The sequence below is a fragment of the Pseudomonas californiensis genome (assembly GCF_021147775.1).
Lineage (GTDB): Bacteria > Pseudomonadota > Gammaproteobacteria > Pseudomonadales > Pseudomonadaceae > Aquipseudomonas > Aquipseudomonas californiensis.
The window spans coordinates 91,068-116,875 of sequence record NZ_JAGTPK010000013.1; the positions used below are offsets into that span (position 1 = coordinate 91,068).

Consider the following 25,808-nt stretch of genomic DNA (forward strand, 5'->3'; position numbering starts at 1 on the left):
TGGCCCGCCTTGTGCACTAATTTCCTTATTCAGACTCTCATTTCCAGTGAGAGCGGGGCGCTGGAGCATGATGCTCGACGCAAGCGCATGAAAGGAACATCCGGTCAGAGCGCCGGACCTACGAAGGTTGAGCCTTGCCATGGTACGTCTTTGTGCAGTGATGCTGGTCTGCCTGTTGGAAAGCCTGATTTCGGTGCACGTTCAGGCCAGCGAAGAATGGAGCGCAGGATTCCATCAACTGAGTTTCCCTGACCCGCTGGATTCTCAGCCGATGCACGCCATCGCCTTCTATCCCTCGACCGATGTCGAGCAGGTCAGCACGATCCAGGGTTACCGGGTTGAGGCGGGCGAAGACGTACCTATCGCGATGGGGCGGTTCCCGCTGCTCTTGTTGTCGCACGGCAACACCGGGACTCCGTTGGCCCTGCACGATCTGGCCACCTCGCTCGCGCGTCGCGGCTTCGTCGTGGTCGCTGTGGTGCATCCCGGCGATAACGACCGTGACCATAGCCGCCTGGGCAGCCTGAGTAATCTTTATGGTCGGCCGCTACAGATATCCGAAGCCATCAGCGCCGCATTGCTTGATCCTTTGCTGTCCCCTTATCTGAGTGCCACCCAGGTCGGTGTGATTGGCTATTCGGCGGGCGGCGAGACTGCGCTGATTCTGGCGGGTGCTCAGCCTGATCTGAAACGCCTGCGACAGTATTGCGCAGAGCGTCCGACCGATCGTGACGCGTGCAAGACCCAAGGCGAGCTGGTGGCCGACCGTGATGACTTGCACGCCCAGGCTGACCCGCGTGTGGGTGCGCTGATGTTGATGGCCCCACTGACTCTGATGTTCGGTCGCCAGACGCTGGGCGACGTCCATGTGCCAGTGCTGATGTATGCCGGTGATGACGATCAGTTACTGGCCCTTGACCGGAATGCTGAGGCCCTGGCGCGCAAGTTGCCGCAGGCCCCGGACTACAAGCTGCTGGCGGGTGCCGGGCATTTTGTGTTCATGGCGCCGTGCAGCGACGAGCAACGGGCTACCACGCCGATGCTGTGCAACGACCGGGAAGGAGTGGACCGTGAGGATATCCATCGTAATCTGAGTGCTGAGGCCGTGCGTTTCTTTACCAGTGCCCTGGGCCCGAACGATACGGATCATTCCGGGATGCAGACTGCCCATCATCAGCCATCGCAGGACGCTACCTCAGACGTTCAGTGATTTCAGGTAGTCGCCAAAACCGCCTCTGGCTCTGGAGTCCAGGCGGGTACTGGTGGTGACGCGAGGGCGACAGCTCCAGGCGATGCGCGCGCCGATCAGCTCCAATTGGCGAACCAGGTGAACGTCCTCATGACAGGTCAGTGAGGGAAATCCACCCGCCCGCAAGTAAGCCATGGAACTTACACCCAGGTTGGCGCCGTGCACATGCCGATGTCCGTCACGATGCTGGTAATGCTTGAGATAAGCAGCCTGCGCGCCAGTCGAGATGTTCTCGTTCCAGGCGTCAGGCAGCACTGTTCCGCACACCGCGTCGGCTTCCAGTGCCAGTTGTTCGGACAGCCAGTCATTGGCCACGCTGCTGTCGCCATCGGTGCATGCCAACCATCGTGCGCCCCGATCGAGCAGCAGGGCAGCGCCCCTGGCACGGGCTTCGCCCACATTGCGGGCAGTCAGCGCCAGCGTCATTACGCCATAAGCGCGAGCGATCTCTCCGGAGCGATCCGTGCAACTGTCCAGCACGGCCAGCACGTCCACCCGCTCGCCATTCAAGGCTGGATGCGCCGCCGCCTCCAGTACCGTTGCAAGGCACAGGCCGAGGAGTTGTTCCTCGTTATGAACCGGTATCAGAACGCCGATCATTCGAAAATTCCTTTTCAGCCACGGAGGTCCCGTCACGACTCCACAGGTCCAGCAGAAAGTCTTGTTCGTGATGGGCAAAAAGTGTGTGCATGGACAGCCGCTCCGCCAGTACTGCGTGAACCCGGTCTGCATTCAGCGGGCAGTCTTCAATGTCCGGCCGCCAGTGGCAGGCGAGCAGTTCTCCATCTGGTTTGAGCGCGGCGAGCGCGCGGTCTATCCACTGATGCAGATCATCAAGGTCAAGGTAATAACCCAGCTCGCTGAGCACGATCAGGTCGAATTCACCTTCAGGCCATTGCTGCGGCAAACGGGCCTGCAACACGCGAACGTGCTCGAACGATGATAATCGTTTGCGCGCAAGTCCGACGGCCAGGCTGGACGTGTCACAGCAGGTCAGGGCATCGCAGCGGGTTGCCAGCTCTGCGCTGAGCTCGCCATTGGCACAACCCGGCTCGAAAATCGCGGTGTAGTGTTGGCGCGGCAGGGCGGCCAATGTGAGCGCTCGTTTACGTCGTTCGTACCAGCGCTGCTTGAATGCCCAGGGATCGTCGTCATTGCGAAACAGGTCCTCGAAGTAGCCGTCAGCGACGCTCATGTGAAAATCACTTCAAACGGCTGTAACAATCGTTCCAGTACGTTACCCGGCAGAATCGGAGCCAGATCAATGTTTGCATCGCCTTGCAACTGACTGTAGAAGGCCTGAGCAGCATGGCGTTTACGGGCGATGGTTTCCGGGTCCAGCAACAGCTTGCGAGCCCGGTGCCATGGCAGACGCTCGTCCTCAGGGTCCGCCCAGTGCCACGCCCAGATAGGCACTTCATGCAGCTGCGCTCCGGACGTGATGCAGGCCTTTGCACACGCACGACCGACGGCTTCGTGATCGCCATGGCCATCGTTGGCCCACGTGGTAAATACCACGTCGGTGGGGCACAGATAACGCTCCAGAAACGCAATCAACGAGGCTTCCTCGTCGGCAACAGCGCCATCCTCAAAACCACCACGCACCCATTCCAGATGATCTGCGGGGATGTCTAGCCGTTGCAACGCTTCGGCGCTTTCCTGAGGTCTGATATCGGCCAGACGCTTTACCGGCCATAACGGAGAGCCAGGATGGCTGCCGGTACCGTCAGTAACCGAAATCAGCAGCAAATGACGCTCAAGTTGTGCCAATTGACGCATCAGACCACCACATCCCAATACCTCGTCGTCCGGATGCGGCGCAACGATCACAGCCCGACAGTTGGGTGGCACCAGAAGGTCTGCTGTGATGGCGGGCAACGCAGCGAGCTTGCGAGACGCGTTCCAGGCCTGGAGCGACGTGCCCTGGCCGGGACCGTCTTCACTGACTAAAAAGGCTTCGCTCATAATGCCCAGATCCTTGTGGCTTGAGGCTGCTTGCCAACCCATTGACCCAGACCAGCGAGGTCTTGCTCCGCGTGGCTCTGGCGCAGAAACACCGGTAGATCGGCGATCAACTGCGCGAAGCGGGCATCCTTGCAGTAGGGGCTGGCGCCCAATGCCCGGCCGACGTGCCAAATGGTTTGTTCGGCAGCCTGTTCAATGACGGCGCGACAACGTCTGGCCAGCAGTTCGGCGCTTTGCTCCGGGGACTGATCCAGCTCAACGGCAGCGGCGCGCAGCACGGCGCAGGCTGCATGCAGCGCGATGTCGACCGACCCCAGGTGAGCGAGTGCATGAGGCTCATCACGCTTGCCTGCGTGCTGAAGCAAACGGCAGGCAATCGAACGCGACGCGCCATACCAGCAGGCGGCTATTCCGATGCCGCCCTGCCAGAACCCCGGCCTGCTCAAATAGGCACCAGGTGAGCCGATTCTTTGGCCGATTGCGCGCTCAAACACGACTTCCACACTGGCTGTCGCGCCCATGCCCACGGCGCGCCATCCTTCCTGAGTCACGCTGACGCCGGGTTGATCCAGCGCCACGGCAACCAGTTGCTGACGTTGTTGATCGTCCCACGCCGTGATCAATGCATGGCTCAGTACGGGCGCACCCGAGCACCAGGCTTTTCGGCCGTTGAGCCTGACTGTATCGGTGTCACCGCTGACGTTCACCCGTGCCTGTGGCGGCTCTGCCGCCCACATGCCCCAGGTGGTGAATTGTTCGGGGGGTGGGGCACCCACCTCCGCCATGATCGCCAAGGCGTCGGTGTGCCCCTCGTATAACTTGCATAACCCCAGGTCGTGACCTGCAACGCAGGCCAATGCCTGCCAGCGCTCAAGCGTCTGGCCGCTGGCAGGCAAGGGGAGCTTATCCAGCCCTTCGTTGACCGTGGCCTGCAAGCACTCGCCCAGCGCACGCACATCGGCATAGCCGTGCTTGCGCCAGTCAAGAAACTCGCTGAGGGCCTCTGTCATTGTGTTGCGTCGTCTCGTTGCAACTCAAACAGCAGCAGAGAGCGCGGGGTAACGGTGTATTCAGCGCCGAATGCAAACTGCTCTTTGTTACGTGAATCATCCTGATTGGTATCGATCAGGCAGGTAAAGTGCGTGCCTTCCGGTACTTCGGGCAGCGTGAAGTTAACCCCTTCGTGGTGCGCGTTGACGACCAGCAGCAGGGTGGCGTCCGCGCCTGCACGACGAATACCGGTTTCCTGCGCTCGGCCATCCATCAGCATACCCAGGCATCGGCCATTGCTGTCCTGCCATTGCTCAACGCTCATTTCGTTGCCGTCCGGCGCAAGCCAAGTGACATCCTTGACGCCGATTTCTTCGTTGTAGTCGCCTACCAGGAAGCGGCTACGGCGCAGAATCGGGTAGGTCTGACGAAGTTTGATAACACGCTTGACGAAAGTCAGCAGCGCTTCTCCGTCTTCATCCAGATCCCAGTTGACCCAGCCAATTTCACTGTCTTGGCAATAGGCGTTGTTATTGCCGTGCTGTGTACGAGCGAACTCATCACCGGCAACAATCATTGGCGTGCCCTGAGCGAGCAGCAGAGTGGCGAAGAAGTTGCGCATCTGACGCAGGCGCAGCGTGTTGATCTCGACGTCGTCCGTCGGACCTTCCACACCGTGGTTCCAGGACAGATTGTTGTTGCTGCCGTCCTGGTTGTTTTCGTCATTCGCTTCGTTGTGCTTGTCGTTGTACGACACCAGGTCGTGCAGCGTGAAGCCGTCGTGTGCGGTGATGAAGTTCACAGAAGCCTGTGGGCGGCGGCCGCGCTGGTTGAACATGTTGCCCGACGCCGTCATGCGCGCTGCGAAGTCAGCCAGCTGAGCGTCATCGCCTTTCCAGAACGCTCGCACGGTGTCGCGGAACTTGTCGTTCCACTCCATCCAGCCAGGAGGGAAACCACCCACCTGATAACCGCCTGGCCCGCAGTCCCACGGCTCTGCGATCAGTTTGACCTGGCGCAGCACTGGGTCCTGACGGCAGGCGACGAGGAAGCTGTGACGCTCGTCGAAACCATCGTGGTAGCGGCCCAGAATGGTCGCCAGGTCGAAGCGGAAACCATCGACATGCATTTCCGACGCCCAGTAACGCAACGAGTCGGTGACCATCTGCAGTACGCAAGGGTGGCTGAGATCGAGGGTATTACCGGTGCCGGAGTCGTTGATGTAGTAACGCTTGTCGTCTGGCATCAGGCGATAGTACGAAGCGTTGTCGATCCCGCGCATGGACAAAGTAGGGCCTAGCTCATTGCCTTCTGCGGTGTGGTTATAGACCACATCGAGAATGACTTCGAGGCCGGCATGGTGCATGTGCGCGACCATTTCCTTGAACTCGGCAATCTTGCCCGAGGCCAGGTAGCGCGGGTCGGGTGCGAAGAAGGCAATACTGTTGTAGCCCCAGTAATTGGTCATGCCTTTTTGCAGCAGGTGCTGGTCGTTGACGAACGCATGGATCGGCAACAGTTCGACCGACGTTACGCCCAGCTTGCGGACATGCTCGACCACGTCGGCTGATCCGAGACCGGCAAACGTACCGCGCAGCTCTTCAGGCACCGAAGGGTGGCGCATGGTGTAGCCACGCACGTGGGTTTCGTAAAGTATGGTCTTGTCCCAAGGCGTGCCGACGCGCTGGTCGCGACCCCAGGTATATGCAGGGTCGATGACCTTGCTCTTCGGCACGTACGGCGCGCTGTCGCGTTCGTCGAAGCTCAGGTCGCCGTCCGGATGCCCGATGGTGTAGCCGAACAGGGCTTCGGACCACTTGAGCTCGCCGACCAGTTGTTTGGCGTACGGGTCGATAAGGAGCTTGTTGTGGTTAAAGCGGTGACCGTTTTTCGGGTCATAAGGCCCGTAGACGCGATAACCATAAATCAGGCCCGGGTGTGCGTCGGGCAGGTAACCGTGAAAAATCTCATCGGTGTATTCCGGAAGCTCGATGCGCTCCAGTTCGACTTCGCCTGTCGAGTCGAACAGACACAGCTCTACTTTGGTGGCGTTAGCAGAAAACAGGGCGAAGTTGACGCCCAGCCCATCCCAGCTGGCACCGAGTGGAAAGGGAAGTCCTTCACGAATGCGTGAGGGTGTACTGGCAGGATTTTCTGTAGTGGCCGAACTGTCTTCTGCCGCTGTGGTGGACTTCGTATTCATGGTGCCTTCCTGACGTCGAATGATTTTCTGAGCGGCCGAAACCGCCATCGAAGCCGAACAGGCCTCAACACTTGAGAAAGAGGTTTTGGGTTTGACGCAGGCCTTATCTGTTACCAGATGAGACCTGCGACAGTGGACTGGTGTTAGGCCAGAAGAGTTTCAACTAATCGATGGCTTGCGCGGTTTCTTCGGTGCAGGCTTGACTGGCGCGTCGGTCTGGTTAGCGGCAGGAGCCGGCTTGGGCTTGGCAGCTGGCTTTGGCTTGGGTGCAGCTGCAGGTTTCGCGGCAGGTGGCGCCTTGGCAACCGGCTTGGCTGGGCCTTTGGCTGGCGCTTTGGCGCTGTCCACTTCAGGCAGCTTGGGCTTGCTTGATTTGCGCACGCCCGACTTGTCCGGAGCCAATGCCTCGGCCTCGGCGAGCTTGCGCGCCATTTCCCAGTGACGGCTGTCATGGCCGGAAGGCTTACCCTCCGACTCCCAGATCTGATAGGCAAATTCACGGATTCTTTTTTCGTCGGCACTCATCTCGACACTCCCAGGTATCACATAGTTTGAATAAGTAAATTGACGGAAAATTCCTTGAGCGCTGCACTGAGCGATATTTCCCGGTCATTCATTTCGACAACGTCAGAAAAGAGGCCCTTCCAGTGTTGGTCTGAACCAGCAAACGGCACAACAATTCGTGTATCGCCCCAGTTGGCAGCATTAATGAATGGAGTTTGTGCAGTGCCCAATAGTTCACTGCTTATGCGTGGAACCACAACGATAGCCTGTGCGTGCGGTGTCACTCGTGCGAACGCCAGCACCCGCTCGGCATGGCTGCCAATGACTTCCAGAGGGTGATATTCGCCCTCGCTGAACAGTGTCGGGTGCGTTGCCCGAAGGTTAAGCACCGCGGCAATCAGCGCCTGCTTGATGCGGCCATCCTGCCATTGATCAAGCAGCTCTGGGCCAGTGGCATTCTCTGCCAGCGACCGTTGGCGAGCGGCATAATCAACGGGTCGACGGTTGTCCGGATCCACCAGACTGAAGTCCCAGTACTCGGTGCCCTGATACAGATCGGGTACACCGGGTACGGTCAAGCGTAGCAAGGTTTGCGCCAGACTATTGAGCGCACCCGCCGTTGCGATTCGATGGGCTGTCGCGCTGAGGGATTGGCGCAGCCCCAGTGCCTCAGGAGCCAGCAGAAGCCGTTGCAGAAACTCGCGGCATGCGGTTTCGTAAGCCTGGTTCGGAGCGCTCCAGCTGCTTTGCAGCTTGGCCTCGCGCAGGGCTTTTTCCTGCCACTGCACCATGCGCCCGGCATACGCTTCGTGGGCCTCGTCACCTTCGAGATTGAGCGGCCAACTGCCCAGCAATGCCTGATAAAGCATCAGTTCATCGCCCGCGCTGATAGTAACGTCCTCTTCCTTGAGAGGCGCGGAGAGCTGTCGCCAGCGCTCGACCTGCTCGGCGTACCATCCTGCGCATTCGCTGAGTACAGCCAGGCGCGTACGCGTATCTTCGCCACGTTTGTGGTCGTGCGTGGCGGTCGCCAGCAGGTTCTCGGGAAAGTGCTTGATACGTTCCAGGCAAGCCTCGTGGAAATCCTCGACGGGTGCACTGAAATGCTGCGGGTGAAAGCCCACGTCATTGCGTGAAAGCAGCACTGCCGATCGATAGAACGCGGTGTCTTCCACCGATTTGGCGGCGACCGGTGATGTTAACTGCTGGAAGCGAACGCAAGCATTCTTGTAGAGCTTGCGCAAATGACCGCGTGGCAACTTTCGCCACGACTCGCCCCCCAGCCAGCGTGCCAGGTAGTCCAGTACCGGCCAGTCGCCTTCGTTCAAGGTCGAGCGTGCACCCTCCAAGGCATGCTGGAAGAAGCGGTCATCTTCCGCCGAGCGGCCGCACGCGCTGATGTAGGTGCGATAAATCGGGAAATTCACGATCAGGGCCAGCAGGGCACGACGAATTGCTCCCAATGTCAGGTCCCGGCTCATCAGATCGCTGCGTGCCACTTGCAACAAGGACTGGGCAACGTTTTCGAAATCGCCCGCCAGCGTGCCGTGCAGCACCAGATCGCGCGCAACCAGTACTTCCTCATCAAAGTCGGCGGTACGTTCGGTCAGCCGCGCCCACAGTTCGCCCAGCGGCGCTTCGCCCCTGGGGTCATGCTGCAGCAAGGAAACCTGGTTCATGAATTCGTAACCAGTGGTACCGTCAACGCTCCAGTCTTTGCGCAGCGGTTCGTCTGCGCCCAGAATTTTCTCGACGAAAATTGGCAGATGCTCGATATGGGCTGCAGCGGGACGCTGACTCAACAGGCTCTGTACACGACGATGCAGCTTGCGGCCATAACCGCGCGGGTCAGCCAGACCATCAATGTGGTCAATACGCAGACCATCGACGAGCCCCTCGGCGATCAGCTGGAAGATCTTGCCGTGAGTGGCTTCGAAGACTGTCGGTCTTTCAACTCTAAGACCGCCCAGTTCGTTGATGTCGAAAAAGCGCCGCCAGTTGATGTCATCACCCGCGGTACGCCAGCTGGCCAGTCGGTAGTACTGACGCTCAAGTAACTGATGCAGGCGGTCAAAACCTTCAGGCTGGGTGGAGTCGAAGCGCCCGATTTGCTGCTCGATCGCAGCCAGCACTGAAGGCTGCTTCGCCAATTCGGCCAGCTCGGCTTTCGCCTGGCGACCGCGTTCGTAGGCCTGCGGATACTGATCAAGGACGGCAAAACGCTGCGCCAGTTCTTCCAGGTGCGGGTCATCGGAGCCTTGCAGCAACATCCCGTAAGTGCTTGGGCATATCGGGAAATGGTGCTGATAGTGCTCGATATGAAACGAACCCTCCTGCGCATCGAAGCGCAACGGGATTTCGCCAGCCCGCAATACAGTCCCGTAGTCACTGCTCAGAAATGGCAGCAAGAGTTGACCCGCCAGCAGCGGGTCCGGGGAATTCCATTGAATATCGAAGAAATCGGCGTAGGGGCTGCGACGGCCCCATTCCAGCAAGTCCAGCCACCACGGATTGTCGGCGCCGCCCACGGCCATGTGGTTCGAAACAATATCGAGGATCAACCCCATGCCGTGTTCGCGCAGCTTGGCCACGAGCCTGTGCAGTGCGGGTTCTCCGCCCAGCTCCGGGTTGATGATAGTCGGGTCCACTACGTCATAGCCGTGCATGGAGCCTGCACGGGCTTTCAGCAGAGGCGAGGCGTAGATATGGCTGATGCCAAGGCTGGCAAAATAAGGCACCAGGGGCACCGCATCGTCCAGAGTGAAGTCTTTGTGAAACTGCAGGCGTTGGGTCGCACGTAAAGGTTGCAAAGGGCTGGTCATTGGTCGCGCTCCGCTGCCTGGCGTCGGGACTGGGCAAGCAGTTCCAGTCGGCGAGCAGCGTTAGTATCATCAAGTAATGAGGCGGCAGCGCCGGGCAGGCGCCTGCGCCAGTTCGGATGGCTGTCGATGGTGCCGGGCAGGTTGGCCTGTTCCTGAACACCCAGCGCGTCTTCGATAGGTAGCAGCACCAGCGGAGCACGGGTATGGCCAAGGTAGCGGACACTGGCGTCGATGATCTGAGACGAGTCCTCGCTGTCCACGCTGAGGCCGTCATTGTTCTGGCTCAGCGCAATGCGCAGGCTGTCATATTCACGAGCGCGCTCTTCGCGCCAGTGCCGTTCGCTCTGTTCATCGACATGGCCCAAACGTGCGTTCCATTCGATGTCCAGCTCGCTGAGCCAGCCGGCCAATGTAGGCAGGTCGTGAGTACTGGTTGTTGCCAGCGCGTCGTCCGACCAGTCGAGGATCGGCTTGAACTGACCGTTGTTCTGTTCGAACAGGAGCACCCGCATGCCGAGAATGGAGCGCGCGCTCAATTTTTCGCTCAGACCTTCCGGAACGGTCCCCAGGTCTTCGCCTAGCACAATCGCCTTGTGGCGCCAGGATTCGAGGCTAAGCAGACGCAACATGTCGTCCAGCGGATAATTGAGGTAGGCGCCTTCGCTGGGTGGCGATCCAAGGGGCACCACCCACAGACGTTGCAGGCCCATGACATGGTCTATGCGCAGCCCGCCGGCGTGGGCAAAATTGGCGCGCAACATCTCGATGAAAGCCCTGAAGCCGTTGCGTTTCAGTCCGTCCGGCGAAAATGCAGAGATGCCCCAGCTCTGGCCAGCGCGGTTGAGAATGTCCGGCGGCGCGCCAACGGTCAGTGCCGAAAGCAGCTCGTCCTGACGGCTCCACGCCTGACTGCCTGCGCCATCTGCGCCGACGGCCAGGTCAGCGATCAGGCCAACGCGCATGCCGCTGCTGCGTGCCGCAACCTGAGCACGCTCCAGACCACGGGCAATCAGCCATTGGGCGAAAGCATGGAAACCGATTTCGTCGTTGTGCTCTCGCGCAAAAGTCGACACGGCTTCGTTGCGCGGGTTCTTCAAACTGTCGGGCCAATCATGCCAGTTTTCGCTGATGCCCAGCTCTGTGGACCTGGCGCGCAGCGCTTCAAAGCGGCAATGGTTTTCCAGCGCTTCACCACCGCTGTGGCGGAAGCTGTTGAAGTCTTCACCGAGCGGATGGTTATCGCCAAAAGTCTGGTGCAGCGCACGCAGTGCCTTCCACTTGGCTTTGGCAGCGGCAGGCCAGTCTATCAGCGGTAACGCTTCCAGAGCTTGAAGCTCTTCTGCGACACCTGCATCCTCAATGGCCTGGCGCCACGCACGTTCGCCCAGAATCGCACCCGGCGAAGCGTACAGGCTGTTGAGAAACAGCCGGCTGGAGGGCGAATAAGGGCTGTAACGATCCGGGTCGCTGGCGAACATTGCGTGCATCGGGCTGATCGCGAGTGCGTCGGCACCGCGTTCACCTGCTGCGCGAACCAGTGACTCCAGCGCTTGCGTGTCGCCAAAACCACCGTCACCTTCACGACGCAGACCATACAACTGAACGGTCAGGCCCCAACTGCGGGGCTTTTTGATATTGGTGGCCATGGCCATGCTGAAACAGCTGGCGGGTGCCACTGCAATGGTCAAGTGTTGCCCACCGATATCAAGTTGCTGGTAGCCGGGGGGCGCCAGCGCAGGCAGTTCGCTGTTGGCAGTCAGGCGCGAGTCCAGATATGAGCCATCTTCCAGGTGGAGCGTGAAAGGCGTATTGGACTCGAACCACTGCGACAGGTCGAGGTTGCTGCCCTCGTCGACCGTGAGCAAGGGCGGGGCACCCGCGCCCTGTTTGGCGTTCTGCAAGCGTTGCAGGCTGGCGTCGATGGCTTCGCCGCCGTCTGCCGGATAGCCCAGCGCTTCCAGCACCTTGCGCAGCACATCAGGGCTGACGGTCTGTGGGCGAGCGTTGGCATCTATCCAATGCACCGATAGCCCTGCCTCGGTCGCAAGCCTCTCCAATTGCTCATTGTTCATCCTGTTCCTCCAGAACATCATTTGCTGTCAGGCTGACAATGGCCGTGTAGGGATTGAGGATGGGCTGAGTGGAAAGTTCGGACAATGTTGCCGAGCTTGCAAAAACGAGCCTTGCGTCGTCCCAACGCGCGGCGGTGACGGGGTGCTCACTGAGGTTAAGATCGATACGCAGAACACTGCCGTCACCCATCTGCCAGCGGGCGGTGACGGCGCTTTCCCCGATGATATCGGTGCCCAGCGCTTTTGCTCCCGCCAACCGAGGTACGATTTCCTGATGACGCAGGGCCAGCAGGTGGCGATACAGCTCAAGCCAGTTGCGGTGGTCCAGACCCAGGTCCATCTCCAGATTTACTGCACCGAATGCCGGACGAGAGATTTCGAAGGTCTTTGGATCGTTCGGGTCGGGGATGTGCTCGCGGCGTTTTGCATCGGCAAACGCTGCGAAGTCTGCGAATTCGGCACGACGACCTTCGCGCACGGCGTCGGCCAGCTCACCATGGTGGCTGGTAAAAAACAGGAACGGCTCACTCGCTGCCCATTCATCACCCATGAACATCAACGGGATCATCGGCGACAGTAGCAACAGCGCCGTGGCCGCTTTCAGGGCTGGAGCAGGGCAGAGCTGCGCAAGACGTTCGCCCAGCGCGCGGTTACCGATCTGGTCATGATTCTGCAGGAACAGCACAAAAGCGGTCGGTGGCAGTTGCCCGCTGGGCTCGCCGCGCGTATGGCCATGCCGCGTTTGCTCGCCTTGATAGACAAAACCTTCACCGAGCAGACGAGCGAGTTTCTGGGTAGGCTCCTGAGCGAAGTCCGAATAGTAGGCGTCGGTCTCGCCAGTCAGCAGGACATGGAGAGTGTTATGTCCGTCGTCGTTCCACTGTGCGTCGAATTCGGTTTCCAGCAAGCTCGCCTGGTTGTACTCGTTTTCGAGGTTAAGCCACACATGCCTGCCCGGATCGATTCGATCTCTTACCCGCCTGGAGAATTCAGGCAGGAATGTCGTGTCACGAATCGCGTGCACCGCATCCATGCGCAAACCATCGAAGCGATATTCGAGCAGCCACATCAGCGCGTTGTCGATGAAGTAGTCGCGTACCTGCTCACGGCGAAAATCAATCGCGTCACCCCACGGAGTATGCAGGTCGCTGCGGAAGAATTCCTTGGCGTAGCTTCCCAGATAATTGCCGTCTGGGCCGAAGTGGTTGTAGACCACATCCAGAATCACCGCCAGGCCATAGCCGTGGGCAGTGTCGATCAAGTGTTTGAGTTGTTCAGGAGTGCCATAGGAAGACTGGGGCGCGTACGGTAGAACGCCGTCATAACCCCAGTTGCGATCGCCGGGAAATTGCGCCAGCGGCATCAGTTCGATGGCGGTAACGCCCAGCTCGGCCAAATATTGCAAGTGAGTCTCTACGGCCTCGTAGCCACCCAGCACCCCGACATGCAGCTCATAAATGACTGCTTCATGCCACGGACGACCCTGCCACTGGTTGTTTCTCCATTGATAGGCGAGAGGATCGACCACAATACTGTGGCCATGAACGTCTCCAGCCTGAGCCCTGGAAGCGGGATCAGGAACTTCGAGTTCTCCATTGATTTTGAATCGGTAGAGAGTGCCCGCCTTGCAGCGGGCCTCCAGTGCAAACCAGCCGTCCGGCTGGCTTTTCATGGCCAGGGACTGACCATTTTCCAATTCGACAGTGACGGTGTCTGCATCCGGTGCCCATAAAGCAAACCGGGTGCGTTCAGGGTCTAACAAAACGGCGCCGTGGCGCCAGTCATCATCTGTACGCAGACGCATCCATTAACCCCTTTTCCTCAGTAGTGAAGTGAAGCACCTGAAGTCTTTTTCAACAGGTCACGGTAGAGATCTGCGTAAGGCTCTACCGCTTCGTGCCAGTTGAATGGTGCAGCCATGGCGCGGCAGCGCATGGCGTTTAGCAGTTCCGGGTGACCGAATACATGGAACGCGCGGTTCAATGCTTCGGCGTAACTTTCCACGGTGGAGCTGTTGAACAGGAAGCCGGTAACGCCATCTTCGATGGTGTCAGCAAGGCCGCCAGTATTGCGTGCGACCGGCAGCGAACCGAAACGCTGCGCATACATCTGACTCAGGCCGCACGGCTCGTAACGTGAAGGCATCAACAGGAAGTCGCTGCCAGCGAACATGCGACGTGCGTCTGTCTCATTGAAGCCGATACGTACACCGATTCGACCTGGGAAGCGGGCCGCCAGCTCACGCATGGCGTCTTCTTCTTCAGGCTCTCCGCGGCCGATGATCGCGATCTGTCCACCTTTGCTGACGATGTGCTCGGCAACGCCAATGGTCAGGTCCAGACCCTTCTGGTAGACAAGCCGCGAGACCACAGCGAACAACGGACCCGACGAAGGGTCGAGTTCGAACAGCTCACGTACGTAGTCAGCGTTGATTTCCTTGCGCACCCATTCATTGGGCGCAAAATGGCAGATCAAGTGCTCATCGGTCGATGCATCCCAACTGGCATCGATACCGTTGGGAATCCCGCTGAGCTGGCCTCTGTCGGCCTTGCTCTGCAGAAAGCCTTCCAGGCCGCAGCCAAATTCCGGCGTGGTGATTTCCTTGGCGTAGGTCGCGCTGACCGTGGTGATGTGGCTCGCATATGCCATGCCTGCCTTTATGAAAGACAGCTTGCCGTAGAACTCCATCCCGTCAGCGTTCAGGGCTTCGTCAGGAATGCCCAATTCGCGGCTCGACGCAGTACTGACCGTGCCCTGGTAGGCCAGGTTGTGAATAGTGAAGATGCTTGGCGTCGACTGCCCGCGCCAGCGCATATACGCCGGTGCCAGACCTGCAGGCCAGTCATGCGCGTGAACCAGTTCGGGGCACCATTGGGTTTTCACCGCGCCCGCGGCAAACTCGGCCGCCGCGAGACCCAGACGGGCAAAACGGATGTGGTTATCAGACCAGTCACGACCGTTGCTGTCGGCATACGGGGTGCCTTCGCGCTCATATAGCTCGGGGCAGATCAGAACATAAATCACCAGGCCATCTTTCATGTCCATACGGCCGACTTTGCAGGCTGGCAATGCAGCGTGGCCGCCCAGTTGGCTGATGATGTGAATCGGATTGCCGCTGTTGATCACTTGCGGATAGCCCGGAATCAGCACACGAACATCGTGCAGGTGGCGCATGGCGCGCGGTAAAGCGGCAGACACATCGCCCAATCCTCCGGTTTTGACCAGGTCAGCCAACTCGGAAGTCACGTACAGCACTTTGCGCCTGTTGACCTGAGAAAGAATGGGCTGTGAAGTAGAAGTGGGCAGTTGCAGCATTGGAACGCTCGTCGTAGCGAAGACCGGCAGATGAGTCAGCTCGCTGGCCGGCTGATTAAAACTCTCTCCCTTCTGGGTTTTGACAGCGGCGCTAATCATCGTTTTCTCCCGTTCGAAACAGTGTTGGTGCATCACTTGATTTTTGAAGGCCGTTTCCTACGGCCTGTACATACACAAGCGCTACGCAAGAACAGTACCTACTTATTGCGCTGCGTGTGGTGACAATGCAGCGTGACGGTGCCAATGCTCGCTATGAGGCAACAGCATAGGCGCTCTAATCAGATGACCCGCCCGTTTTTGAGAAGTTTCGACTTTTTTACGTGCGGTTGTCTGGCATGGGCGGTTGCGGGGCATTTGCGGGGCATTTGCGGGGTCATCGATCAGCTGGTCGTGCGCTTTTTTAGAGCAGTAAAACCGGTTTGAGAATGCTCGATGACCGGTCGTCGGATTGTTCGACAATCACCGAGTGGTCCGTCGCTGTTGTTGAAATGGATCATGTTTTGTCTTTCAGGTGTTCGCAATCGTGCATCACGCCTTTTCCCGGTGCGTCCGGCGGTCAATTTCAGAGCGCCAGTTGAAAATTCCTACATCTGTACTGGAACACTTTGGGTCCGGGCGGGATAGAATCGGCGTCCTAAAGCCTGTCGGTTGCTCGGCAGACTTCATCGCATTGCGTTATTTGAACAGTTGACGAGGAAGGAAATGGAAGGCCCAGAGGTGCTGGTACTGCAAGCGAGCTACACCAATCCGGTGCACGCCGAGGCGATAGGGTTCGTCTTGAATGAGTATGCACTGGACGTCATGGGTGGAGGGAAGCCGCTGTCCAATGACACTCGCCAGCAATTGGCGATCGAGTTGGCCAAGCGGCCGCACGCATTCAGCGTATTGGCGTTCATCGCAGGCGAGCCCGTGGGGCTGATCAACTGCTTCGAAGGATTTTCGACTTTCGCCTGCCGCCCGCTGGTCAATATTCATGACGTCGCTGTTATCGCCTCGCGCCGTGGACAGGGCATCAGCCAGAAAATGCTGGTCAAGGTTGAAGAGATCGCCCGTCAGCGTGGCTGTTGCAAGCTGACCCTTGAAGTGCTTGAAGGTAATACTGCCGCGCAGTCCGCTTACAGGAAACAGGGTTTCGAAAGCTACCAACTCGACCCTGAGATGGGGCATGCACTGTTCTGGCAAAAGTCGCTCTGACCGATCCAGTCGGACGCGCTGTGTGACCACAAGTCAGTAGCGTCATTCGGCCCGCAATCCCTTGCAAGCTGCCGGACCCGCCTGAAGCGAGTTGTCCGGCGCACACCTCTGTCAATCATCGCCCGGTCCTCGGGCATCCGCATGGGCCCTGAACAGCAAGAACCTTGATCCAGAGGCCGGGCATTGCCAAATGTGTCTGGTTCAGAGAAGGTATCTGGAGCGAAATGCGCGGCAGGACGTTTGCGTGAAAACAATGATCTGGATGCCGAGAGGGGTGTCAGCGGTGCTGTAGCGTGGGTGTAGCGGGGTATGAAGCGGGCAAGCCAGCAGATCGGGCTTGCCACAGAACGGTCATAACGGTAATGCGTTTGTCGTCAGGCTTGCAGCGCCGAACCTGAAGAAGTCAGCTGTGACTGCTGCAACATGAGGCTCAGATGAGCTACTTTGCGTTGCAACTGTTCACGTTCTTCTTTCAATGCACGCAGCTCGTCGCGGCGAATCGTGACATAAAGGGTTTGTGGTGCAAGTGCTGGTAGTACAGTGCCCATTGCTCACCTCGCAAATGGCGGATTCAACCTCAGAAAGGCTCATGGCAATGACTTTCAATCCCTGAGTTGCCGCTGCTTACCTCTCTATCGGCACAGATTCTGATTTCTTTTGGGCAAGATTGGAACTTTTTTATTTTTAATTGTCGCGAACGTTTCTTGATCGCGACAAAATGCATTATCTGGCGGCGTTCGCGCCGTCACTCCCTGTCAGGGGAACCGACGTTCTGCCTTGCTTGACTAACCAGCATGCTCACTGTTGAAGCGCTGGACGAAAAGTGAGGCCCTCTTTTTACGAGTTAAGGAGCACCTGCATGCAACTTGGGATTATTGGACTGGGCCGCATGGGCGGCAACATCGCACGGCGCTTGATGCTGAACGGTCACTCGACCGTGGTTTATGACCGTGATGAAGCATCGCGCAGCGCCCTGGCCAGTGAAGGCGCTACGGCAGTCGCAGACCTGACCGAACTCGTGGGTGCCCTGCAGAAACCGCGTGCGGTCTGGGTCATGCTCCCGGCTGGCGCGCCTACAGAAGACACCATTCAGATCCTCAGCGGCCTGCTCGATGAAGATGACGTGATCATTGACGGCGGCAACACGTTCTACAAGGACGACATCCGTCGCGGTCAGGAGTTGACTGCAAAAGGCCTGCATTACGTCGATGTTGGCACCTCTGGCGGTGTCTGGGGCCTTGAACGCGGCTACTGCATGATGATCGGCGGTGAAGCTGCGATCGTCGAGCGCCTGGACCCTCTGTTCGCAACACTGGCGCCAGGCCTGGGCACGATCGAGCGCACCCGCGATCGCACATCGACCGACGACCGCGCCGAGCGGGGGTATATTCATTCCGGTCCAGCGGGCTCGGGTCACTTCGTCAAGATGATCCACAACGGTATCGAGTACGGCATGATGCAGGCCTTCGCTGAAGGCTTCGATCTGCTCAAGCAAAAAAACTCTGAACAGCTGCCGCCCGATCAGCGCTTTGATCTGAACACTGCAGACATCGCTGAGGTGTGGCGTCGCGGCAGCGTTGTATCGTCGTGGCTACTGGACCTGACCGCCGATGCTCTGGCCACTGATCCGCAGCTGGATGCGTTTTCCGGCTCGGTCTCTGACAGTGGCGAAGGTCGCTGGACGATCGAGGCCGCCATCGAGCAGGCTGTTCCTGTCCCGGTTCTGTCCAGTGCATTGTTCGCGCGTTTCCGTTCCCGTCAGACAAGTTCGTATGCGGACAAGATGCTGTCCGCCATGCGCTTCGGTTTCGGTGGTCACAAGGAACCCAAGTAATGGGGCTCTCACGTGGTACGTCCAATCAAAAACCTGAAGTAGCGCCTCCCACCACCCTGTTTCTGTTTGGTGCCCATGGCGATCTGGTCAAGCGCTTGCTGATGCCGGCGCTGTACAACCTGGCGCGCGATGGTCTGGTAGACAAAAATCTGCACATTGTCGGCGTCGACCACAATGCTATCAGCGACGCCGATTTCGCCAAAAAGCTGGAGACTTTCATTCGTGAAGAGTCTGCCAGTAAAGTGGCCGAAAGCGGGAAGGACCCGCTGGACCCCGAATTGTGGGGGCAGTTGGCTGAGCGCATAAGCTATGTGGAAGGCGACTTTCTCGACGACTCCACCTACGAAGATATTCGTAGCAAGATCGAAAGCACTGGTACAGCCAATGCGGTGTTCTATCTGGCAACGGCGCCGCGCTTTTTCAGTGAAGTCGCCAACAGGCTTGGTTCTTCGGGGCTGCTGACCGAGACCGAGGGTGCGTTTCGGCGCGTAGTGATCGAAAAGCCATTCGGTTCAGATCTCGCCAGTGCTGTTGAACTCAACAGCTGCCTGCTCAAGGTCATGAGCGAAAAGCAGATTTACCGTATCGATCATTATCTGGGCAAGGAAACGGTACAGAACATTCTGGTCAGCCGCTTCTCCAATGGCCTGTTCGAGTCGTTCTGGAACAACCATTATATTGATCACGTGCAGATCACGGCTGCCGAAACGGTGGGCGTCGAAACCCGGGGCAGCTTTTACGAGCATACCGGTGCGCTTCGCGACATGGTTCCCAATCACCTTTTCCAACTGTTGGCGATGGTTGCCATGGAACCGCCGGCGGCCTTTGGTGCTGACGCGGTGCGCGGTGAAAAGGCCAAGGTGGTGGGCGCGATTCGTCCCTGGAGCAAGGAAGAGGCACTGGCCAATTCCGTGCGCGGTCAGTATGCGAATGGCGTGAAAGGCGATGCCAAGGTCATTGGCTATCGCCAGGAAGATCGGGTCGAAGCCGACAGCAATACCGAAACTTTTGTTGCACTCAAGGTCATGGTCGATAACTGGCGTTGGGTAGGGGTGCCGTTCTACTTGCGCACCGGCAAGCGCATGAGCGCGCGTAGCACAGAAATCGCGATCTGCTTCAAGCCTGCGCCTTATGCGCAGTTCCGTGACACCGAAGTTGACCGGTTGAAACCCAACTACCTGCGTATTCAAATACAGCCGAACGAAGGCATGTGGTTCGATCTGTTCGCCAAACGCCCAGGGCCAACCCTGGACATGGAAGATATTGAGCTCGGTTTCGCCTACAAGGATTTCTTCGAGATGCAGCCGTCAACGGGCTACGAGACGTTGATCTATGACTGCCTGACTGGCGATCAGACCCTGTTTCAACGTGCTGACAATATCGAGAACGGCTGGCGTGCCGTGCAGCCATTCCTTGATGCCTGGGGCAGCAAACCCGGCGTTGAGCTTTACAAGGCTGGGGAAGATGGACCGGCGGCGGCTGAAGAGCTGTTGTCTCGTGATGGTCGTGAATGGCGGGAATTGAATGTCTGATCAAGCGTTGCCTATCCGTTTTTTGTTGTCCGATATCGACGGTACTCTGCTGCGCCCCGATCACAGCCTGAGTCAGGCGAATATCGAGGCTGTGCACGAACTGCGTGAGGCGGGCATCCACTTCACGCTGGCGAGCAGTCGACCCCCGCGCGCCATGCGGCAGGTGATCGAGGCCCTGGGCGTGGATCTGCCTACCGTGGCGTTCAATGGCGGCACGATTACTCAGGCAGACGGTAGTCTTCTGGTTGCTCATCGTATTGATCCAGTTGCCGTACGAACCTGCCTCAAGCTGTTCGCAACGCAGCCTGTCGCTATCTGGGTCTTTGCTGACGATCAGTGGCTGCTGCTGAACCCTGAAGGGGATTATGTCGAGCATGAGCAGCATGCGCTGGGGTATGCCCCGGTGCTGGTCGAGAGTTTCGAACCGTATCTGGACCGGGTCGACAAGATCGTCGCGGCGAGCAAGGATTTCGAATTGCTCAAAGTGCTCGAAAGCCAGCTCAACCCATTGATAGAAGGGTTGGCCTTGGCGGCCCGCTCACAAGCCTACTACCTCGATGTTACTGCGCTCGACGCCAACAAGGGTTCAGCGCTGGTTGCGCTGGCGAACTACTTGGGTGTAGATCTCGCCCACACCGCCGCGATCGGTGACGGTGGCAACGATGTGGCCATGTTTCACAAAGCTGGCTTGTCGATCGCCATGGGGCAGGGCGAGAAAGGCGTGTTGAGTCAGGCAGACCACGTCACCGACAGCAACCTTCAGGACGGCGTCGCTGCCGCCATCAGGCGTTACATTCTGCCGGCCCGGTGATGGGCTGCGGGTCAGCACCGGTTCAGCCAGGCAGTCTCATAATTGCATCTCATAGTTGCAAGCGGTCCATGAGGGGTATTCATGGCAACGATTCATACAACGACGAGCATTGTGAATGGCCGGATTGATCGAAGATTACGCGCTGCTGGGTAACTGTCAGACCGCAGCGCTGGTGGGGCGGGACGGATCATTGGACTGGCTTTGCTTTCCTCGATTTGATTCTCCCTCCTGTTTCTCCGCGTTGCTGGGGGACAGCGACCACGGTCGTTGGAAAATAGCGCCGCGTGACGCAGTCCTGTCCGTCAAGCGGCGCTACCGTGACGGCACTCTGGTACTGGAAACCGAGTTCGAAACTTCTACAGGCCGTGCGATGTTGGTCGACTTCATGCCGATGGGCACCGAGGGTCACGTTATACGCATTGTCGTCGGCCTGGCCGGGCAAGTTGTTTTCGACATGGACCTTGCCATTCGCTTCGATTACGGCAGCTCCGTGCCCTGGGTCGAGAGAAAAGATCCTCATACGCTGACAGCTGTGGCAGGCCCGGAAATGCTCGTGTTACGCAGCCCGGTACCGCTGCACCCTCAAGACCATCACACGGCCTCCCGGTTTGAAGTTGGCGAAGGTGAGCGAAAGGTTTTTACCCTCACGTATCAGGCGTCTTACGTGCCATTGCTGCCTGATATCGATGCAGAGCGTGCGCTCCAGGCTACCGAGAGCCATTGGCGTGACTTCTCGGGCCGCTGCCCGGATGTTGGCCCGTGGACGGACCAGGTCAAGCGATCGCTGATCACCCTCAAGGCGATGACCTACGCGCCCACTGGCGGTATCGTCGCAGCAGTAACGACTTCGTTGCCTGAGCAGCTGGGCGGCGAGCGGAACTGGGATTACCGTTACTGCTGGTTGCGCGACGCGACCATGACATTGCTTGCTTTCATCAATCTCGGCTATTTCGAGGAAGCGACGGCGTGGCGAGACTGGTTGCTGCGCTCGGTGGCTGGCAATCCCGAGCAGATCCAGATCATGTACGGCGTAGGCGGTGAGCGTCGCTTGGCCGAGTTTGAGCTGCCTTGGCTGACCGGCTATGAACATTCGCAGCCAGTGCGGGTCGGCAACGGTGCTGCTACGCAAATGCAGCTGGATGTCTACGGTGAGGTCGCGGACGCCATGATTCAGGCGCTGAAAGGCGGAATGCCTCCTCATCCTCGCACTGTTGCGGTTTCCAAGGTGGTCATGCCATACCTGGAAAAAGTCTGGCATCTGCCGGATGCCGGGATTTGGGAAATTCGTTCTGAGCCACGGCATTTCACCCATTCGAAGGTCATGGCGTGGGTGGCGTTCGATCGTAACGCCACACAGATTGCCCAAGCTGCCGAAACCGATGAAGATCGCGCACTGGCGCAGCACTATCGCGCCGTCGCCGACGAGATTCACGCAGATGTCTGCCTGAACGGTTTTGATGTTCAACTGGGCAGCTTTGTACAAACCTACGGTTCGGCAGCGGTAGACGCCAGCCTGCTGCAAATCGTATTGACCGGCTTTTTGCCTCCTGAAGATCCGCGAGTGGTAGGGACTGTTGCCGAAATCGAGCGCAATCTCATGCAGGACGGTTTGCTGCTGCGTTACGACAGTGAGCGCAGCACCGATGGCGTATCTGGGGGAGAGGGTACCTTTCTCGTGTGCTCATTCTGGCTGGCTGACGCCTATGTCCTGCTGGGGCGAGCAGAAGAAGCGGCGGCTCTGTTCGAGCGATTGTGTGGCCTGTGCAATGACGTCGGCTTGCTGGCTGAGCAATATGATCCGCATCAAGGTCGGATGCTTGGCAATTTCCCTCAGGCATTCAGTCACATCGGCATCATCAACACCGCTTTGAACCTGCATCGCGTGGTGTGTCCGGCCAAAGCGCGGACCTCTTCCAATAACATTGGCGGGCGGGTTCTTTAAGTCCGACTTCAGCCGGCCTTGCGGAACGTCACGTTGACCCGCTGCTCACCCAGCAGTGGGTGGTTTGCCTGCTTGATCGGCAGGATGCCATGAAATCTGAGTCGGTCTTCGCCGCCCCATACCACGACATCGCCATGAAAAAGGGCAATTCGCTGGGGTTTGTCTGTGCGTTGCAGTCCGCCGAATTGAAAGATCGCCGGGATTCCCAGCGAGACCGATACGACGGGCCAGCGATGGTCCTGCTCATCCTTGTCCTGATGCAACGACATTTTTGCTCCGGGGACATACTGGTTCATCAGGCAGGCATCAGGCACGAAACCAGGATAGCCCGCGATCCGAGCCGCCGATTGAGCAAGTTTCATCAGCGCTTCAGGCATTGCAGGCCAGGCCCGTCCGGTCTGCGGATCAGTCTTGCTGTAGCGATAACCGTGGCGGTCGGTAACCCAGCCCAGCGTTCCGCAACTGCTCAGCGCAGCCGACATGTCGAGGCCGCCGGGGGTCGTCATGTGGCGAAAGGGGGCTTGATGGAGGATGGTTTGCACAGCGCTGATCAGGTCTTCTATTTCCGGCAGGGCAAAGCCCCTGAGCAGCCAGGAGTCGGGGCCTATCTGCTCATTGCCTCCGGTTTGCGGCTCATGGTCGGCAAACAGATCAAAGGTCGCGGGATTGGTGCCCTTGCGTTGCATGATCGTCTTCAACACCTGCTAGTGTTCAGAGCGCCTTGCTGACTTTGACGTCAGTGATCTGGTCGCCGCTCTGGGCGTGAATGGCGTCGAGTGCAGCCTTGGCTTCGTCGACCGATGCTGATTGCAACTGAGCGAATTCAAAGCGTCGTTCGCCATTGAGTTTGTAGCTGACTGCGTATTTGATGGTAGGGGTAGCGGGCTTGTTCACAGTGACTCCTTGAATCGTACGGGTATCAGCGCAAGCGCGAAGTGGAGCGTCGCACAATTTTGATGGTGTGCGTAAACGGCACTTTGCGACCCGCGTTGGTGTCTGTCTTGCGCCCGGAGGTATCGATGGTGATGTTCCAGAAACCGGTGCTGGGCGCTGCAATCTTGGCCGGGAATGTATCAAAAGCGCCACCGTGGTAGGTGTGGCGTCCGCCATTCTTGAAGCTGCGAAAGTTCGCATCGTTCATGAGGCGGATATTGCAGATTTGTGAGCAGTCGATGACGACCAGATCGTCCTCGTTCAAGTGCTCACGCTGGTGTACGAACTTCATTGCGCTCTCCAGAAACCGGGTTTGCGTGAAAAATCAAAACGATAGCATGCGGGGCCCGTTTTTTAACGCTTGCTGGTATTTAATTGCGGCGTTTTACGCAAAAATCAGCTGCGTCGGGATTTAATTGCACGCGTGCTTGTCGTAGGACCTTTATTGGAGGGATTGTATGAAATTGGCTGTAGTAATCCTGGCTTTGGCGATGACTGGCTGTGCAACGGTCGCTGATATCGAGCATACGCCCGCTACCATGAACGTTCTCTCGGGCAAGAACCCACAGGAGTATGCTGACTGTTTCTCTGCAAAAATCAGTGGCAGTCGTTCAACGCCCAAAGTAGAGCCGCGTCATGATGGTTTGCGGCTGATTGTCGAGCAGAAGATGAGCAGTTCACCGACGGCGGTGGTAGATATCGAGAATCGCTCTGGAGGCAGTTCGATCAAGGTTTACGAACGGCTTTCAAACGTGCCGATCCGCTTCCGGGATATCCAGCACGCAGCCGAGGCCTGCATTTCCGGTTGAGGGTTACCGTGATTTCGCACAAGCGCAGGAGCGGCCTGACGAAATCAGGCCCGCCTGCGAGTAATCCAGGGTTGTCTGTGCTGCCGAGTTATTTGCACACCACCAGCACGCTACGGCTCTTGTAGTTGCCGACGTCAACGCCCAGGGTTTTCTCGCTTTCAGCAGGCTGAGGCGTGCCGTCGGTACCGACGATTTCATAGCCGGTGCCCGCGCAAGAGGCGTCGGCCTTCTCATAACAACTTGCCCAGGACATCGCTTCACCTGAGCAGTCGATGCTTAGCCCTTGCTTGCCGTTCTTGAGGTAGGTATTGGATGCTGTGGCGCAGCCGGTGAGGCCCAGTACAGCAATGATGGACAGAATTCTGATCATTTTTTTCGCTTTCGATAAAGACAGGTTGGAAGAGTAACTGGCTGTGAAGGTTTGACTGGCGGCAGGTGCCATCGTTCCGCCATGTTTCGCACGATAATTTTTTCGCTACGTCTGCATTGGTGGCAACGATGCTCAGCGGCAATCGTTTGCGCTGCGATGGTCACAGGTCAGCCGGCGTTCCGATAGGGTGAAGCTTTGATTCAACCCGCCGCGAAATGATCACCTCTTACGTGTCCTGTGCCATGCTCGGTACTGTTGATTGGTCGCTATATACGTGATTGTGCGGAACTATCTGCCCCATTATTCCTCTACCATGACATTCGAAGACCGGCGGCGAGGCATTGTAAGGTGCCTGCTGCCTGATTAGACTGCGTTGTTAACGCCAACAGCCCGTACCAAGGACTTTTATGATCAAGAAATGCTTGTTCCCAGCAGCCGGTTACGGCACTCGCTTTTTGCCAGCGACCAAGGCCATGCCCAAGGAAATGCTGCCGGTGGTCAACAAGCCGCTGATCCAATACGGTGTTGAAGAAGCTCTGGCAGCTGGCCTGACTGAAATTTCCATCGTTACAGGTCGCGGCAAGCGTTCGCTGGAAGACCATTTCGACATCAGCTACGAGCTCGAGCACCAGATCAAGGGCACCGACAAGGAAAAGTACCTGGTTGGCATTCGCAAGCTGATCGACGAGTGCAGCTTCTCGTATACGCGCCAGACCGAGATGAAGGGCCTGGGCCATGCGATCCTGAGTGGCCGTCCGTTGATCGGTAACGAGGCGTTTGCTGTCGTATTGGCGGATGACCTGTGTGTGAACCTCGACGGTGAAGGCGTGCTGGCGCAGATGGTCAAGCTGCACAAGCACTACGGCTGCTCGATCATCGCGATTCAGGAAGTCGATCCGCAGGAAACCAACAAGTATGGCGTGATCGCGGGTGAAGAGATCAAGCCAGGTCTGTTCCGTGTAACTGATATGGTTGAGAAGCCAAAGCCCGAAGATGCGCCGTCCAACATGGCGATCATCGGCCGTTACATCCTGACGCCGGATATCTTCGAGAAAATCGAACAGACCGAGCCGGGCAAGGGTGGTGAAATTCAGATCACCGACGCATTGATGAAGCAGGCTGCCGAAGGCAACGTGCTGGCTTACAAATTCAAGGGCCAGCGTTTTGACTGCGGCGGCGCCGAAGGTTACATCGAAGCCACCAACTTCTGCTTCGAGCACTTCTACAAGTCGGGTAAAGCGTACTGATTCATCACGCTCACCG

23 protein-coding genes are annotated in these 25,808 nt (G+C 58.2%); 8 read left to right on the top strand and 15 right to left on the bottom strand.

Translation table 11 applies throughout. The features are described from left to right. Positions 1-139 precede the first annotated feature (139 nt). The gene (locus KDX37_RS14970) at positions 140-1,210 is read left to right on the top strand and encodes an alpha/beta hydrolase family protein (protein WP_231653453.1); all 1,071 of its coding nucleotides are present in this window, start codon (positions 140-142) and stop codon (positions 1,208-1,210) included. Here the strand turns inward: KDX37_RS14970 and KDX37_RS14975 are convergent. The 10 genes from KDX37_RS14975 to glgA form a co-directional block, all read right to left on the bottom strand. Continuing rightward, a complete protein-coding gene (locus tag KDX37_RS14975) occupies positions 1,196-1,849 on the bottom strand; it encodes a glycosyltransferase (protein WP_231653454.1) in 654 nt (217 codons plus the stop codon). The genes KDX37_RS14970 and KDX37_RS14975 overlap by 15 nt on opposite strands. Continuing rightward, the gene (locus KDX37_RS14980) at positions 1,821-2,444 is read right to left on the bottom strand and encodes a class I SAM-dependent methyltransferase (RefSeq protein ID WP_231653455.1); all 624 of its coding nucleotides are present in this window, start codon (positions 2,442-2,444) and stop codon (positions 1,821-1,823) included. Before KDX37_RS14980 ends, KDX37_RS14975 begins: the two co-directional genes overlap by 29 nt. Continuing rightward, positions 2,441-3,214, bottom strand: coding sequence for a PIG-L deacetylase family protein (locus tag KDX37_RS14985; RefSeq protein ID WP_231653456.1), 774 nt, complete (start codon positions 3,212-3,214; stop codon positions 2,441-2,443). Before KDX37_RS14985 ends, KDX37_RS14980 begins: the two co-directional genes overlap by 4 nt. Beyond that, positions 3,211-4,224 carry an acyl-CoA dehydrogenase family protein gene (locus KDX37_RS14990; protein WP_231653457.1) on the bottom strand — a complete coding sequence of 338 codons (1,014 nt, stop codon included), beginning with the start codon at positions 4,222-4,224 and terminating at the stop codon, positions 3,211-3,213. Before KDX37_RS14990 ends, KDX37_RS14985 begins: the two co-directional genes overlap by 4 nt. Continuing rightward, positions 4,221-6,407 carry a glycogen debranching protein GlgX gene (gene glgX, locus KDX37_RS14995; protein WP_231653458.1) on the bottom strand — a complete coding sequence of 729 codons (2,187 nt, stop codon included), beginning with the start codon at positions 6,405-6,407 and terminating at the stop codon, positions 4,221-4,223. The genes KDX37_RS14990 and glgX overlap by 4 nt, the downstream gene beginning before the upstream one ends. 159 nt (positions 6,408-6,566) lie before the next feature. After that, the gene (locus KDX37_RS15000) at positions 6,567-6,932 is read right to left on the bottom strand and encodes a DUF2934 domain-containing protein (protein ID WP_231653459.1); all 366 of its coding nucleotides are present in this window, start codon (positions 6,930-6,932) and stop codon (positions 6,567-6,569) included. 17 nt (positions 6,933-6,949) lie between these two features. Beyond that, the gene (locus KDX37_RS15005) at positions 6,950-9,733 is read right to left on the bottom strand and encodes a malto-oligosyltrehalose synthase (protein ID WP_231653460.1); all 2,784 of its coding nucleotides are present in this window, start codon (positions 9,731-9,733) and stop codon (positions 6,950-6,952) included. Next, on the bottom strand, positions 9,730-11,805 hold the full coding sequence (gene malQ, locus KDX37_RS15010) for a 4-alpha-glucanotransferase (RefSeq protein WP_231653461.1): 2,076 nt from the start codon (positions 11,803-11,805) through the stop codon (positions 9,730-9,732). The genes KDX37_RS15005 and malQ overlap by 4 nt, the downstream gene beginning before the upstream one ends. Then, positions 11,795-13,609: a malto-oligosyltrehalose trehalohydrolase gene (gene treZ, locus KDX37_RS15015; protein WP_231653462.1), complete on the bottom strand. Its 1,815-nt coding sequence runs from the start codon at positions 13,607-13,609 to the stop codon at positions 11,795-11,797. The genes malQ and treZ overlap by 11 nt, the downstream gene beginning before the upstream one ends. 17 nt (positions 13,610-13,626) lie before the next feature. Beyond that, positions 13,627-15,219: a glycogen synthase GlgA gene (gene glgA / locus KDX37_RS15020; protein ID WP_231653463.1), complete on the bottom strand. Its 1,593-nt coding sequence runs from the start codon at positions 15,217-15,219 to the stop codon at positions 13,627-13,629. A gap of 603 nt (positions 15,220-15,822) precedes the next feature. Here glgA and KDX37_RS15025 point away from each other — a divergent pair. Further along, a complete protein-coding gene (locus KDX37_RS15025) occupies positions 15,823-16,314 on the top strand; it encodes a GNAT family N-acetyltransferase (protein ID WP_231653464.1) in 492 nt (163 codons plus the stop codon). Positions 16,315-16,688: 374 nt separating this feature from the next. On the opposite strand, the gene KDX37_RS15030 is transcribed toward KDX37_RS15025, so the two are convergent. Continuing rightward, positions 16,689-16,862: a DUF6026 family protein gene (locus tag KDX37_RS15030; protein ID WP_231653465.1), complete on the bottom strand. Its 174-nt coding sequence runs from the start codon at positions 16,860-16,862 to the stop codon at positions 16,689-16,691. Between the two features lie 311 nt (positions 16,863-17,173). Between KDX37_RS15030 and gnd the strand changes: the two genes are divergently transcribed. From gnd to KDX37_RS15050, 4 genes are all read left to right on the top strand, one after another. Further along, positions 17,174-18,148 carry a phosphogluconate dehydrogenase (NAD(+)-dependent, decarboxylating) gene (gnd, locus tag KDX37_RS15035; protein ID WP_231653466.1) on the top strand — a complete coding sequence of 325 codons (975 nt, stop codon included), beginning with the start codon at positions 17,174-17,176 and terminating at the stop codon, positions 18,146-18,148. After that, positions 18,148-19,680, top strand: coding sequence for a glucose-6-phosphate dehydrogenase (zwf, locus tag KDX37_RS15040; protein ID WP_231653467.1), 1,533 nt, complete (start codon positions 18,148-18,150; stop codon positions 19,678-19,680). Before gnd ends, zwf begins: the two co-directional genes overlap by 1 nt. Beyond that, entirely contained in the window at positions 19,673-20,491 is an 819-nt protein-coding gene (locus KDX37_RS15045) for an HAD family hydrolase (protein ID WP_231653468.1), read from the top strand. Before zwf ends, KDX37_RS15045 begins: the two co-directional genes overlap by 8 nt. A 115-nt stretch (positions 20,492-20,606) precedes the next feature. Then, positions 20,607-22,433, top strand: coding sequence for a glycoside hydrolase family 15 protein (locus tag KDX37_RS15050; protein WP_231653469.1), 1,827 nt, complete (start codon positions 20,607-20,609; stop codon positions 22,431-22,433). Positions 22,434-22,441: 8 nt separating this feature from the next. On the opposite strand, the gene alkB is transcribed toward KDX37_RS15050, so the two are convergent. The 3 genes from alkB to KDX37_RS15065 are packed head-to-tail and all read right to left on the bottom strand — an operon-like array spanning position 22,442 to position 23,658. Beyond that, entirely contained in the window at positions 22,442-23,119 is a 678-nt protein-coding gene (gene alkB / locus KDX37_RS15055; protein ID WP_231653470.1) for a DNA oxidative demethylase AlkB, read from the bottom strand. A gap of 25 nt (positions 23,120-23,144) precedes the next feature. Next, positions 23,145-23,327, bottom strand: a complete 183-nt coding sequence (locus KDX37_RS15060) for a hypothetical protein (protein WP_231653471.1) — start codon at positions 23,325-23,327, stop codon at positions 23,145-23,147. A 25-nt stretch (positions 23,328-23,352) separates the two neighbouring features. Beyond that, positions 23,353-23,658 (bottom strand): DUF1883 domain-containing protein, encoded by a 306-nt coding sequence (locus KDX37_RS15065; RefSeq protein WP_231653472.1) that lies wholly within the window; start codon positions 23,656-23,658, stop codon positions 23,353-23,355. A 166-nt stretch (positions 23,659-23,824) separates the two neighbouring features. Between KDX37_RS15065 and KDX37_RS15070 the strand changes: the two genes are divergently transcribed. Beyond that, entirely contained in the window at positions 23,825-24,175 is a 351-nt protein-coding gene (locus KDX37_RS15070) for a hypothetical protein (RefSeq protein ID WP_231653473.1), read from the top strand. 88 nt (positions 24,176-24,263) lie between these two features. On the opposite strand, the gene KDX37_RS15075 is transcribed toward KDX37_RS15070, so the two are convergent. After that, positions 24,264-24,545 carry a hypothetical protein gene (locus KDX37_RS15075; RefSeq protein WP_024673801.1) on the bottom strand — a complete coding sequence of 94 codons (282 nt, stop codon included), beginning with the start codon at positions 24,543-24,545 and terminating at the stop codon, positions 24,264-24,266. Positions 24,546-24,952: 407 nt separating this feature from the next. Here KDX37_RS15075 and galU point away from each other — a divergent pair, with 407 nt between their 5' ends. Then, positions 24,953-25,792, top strand: coding sequence for a UTP--glucose-1-phosphate uridylyltransferase GalU (gene galU / locus KDX37_RS15080; RefSeq protein ID WP_231653474.1), 840 nt, complete (start codon positions 24,953-24,955; stop codon positions 25,790-25,792). Positions 25,793-25,808: the final 16 nt, after the last annotated feature.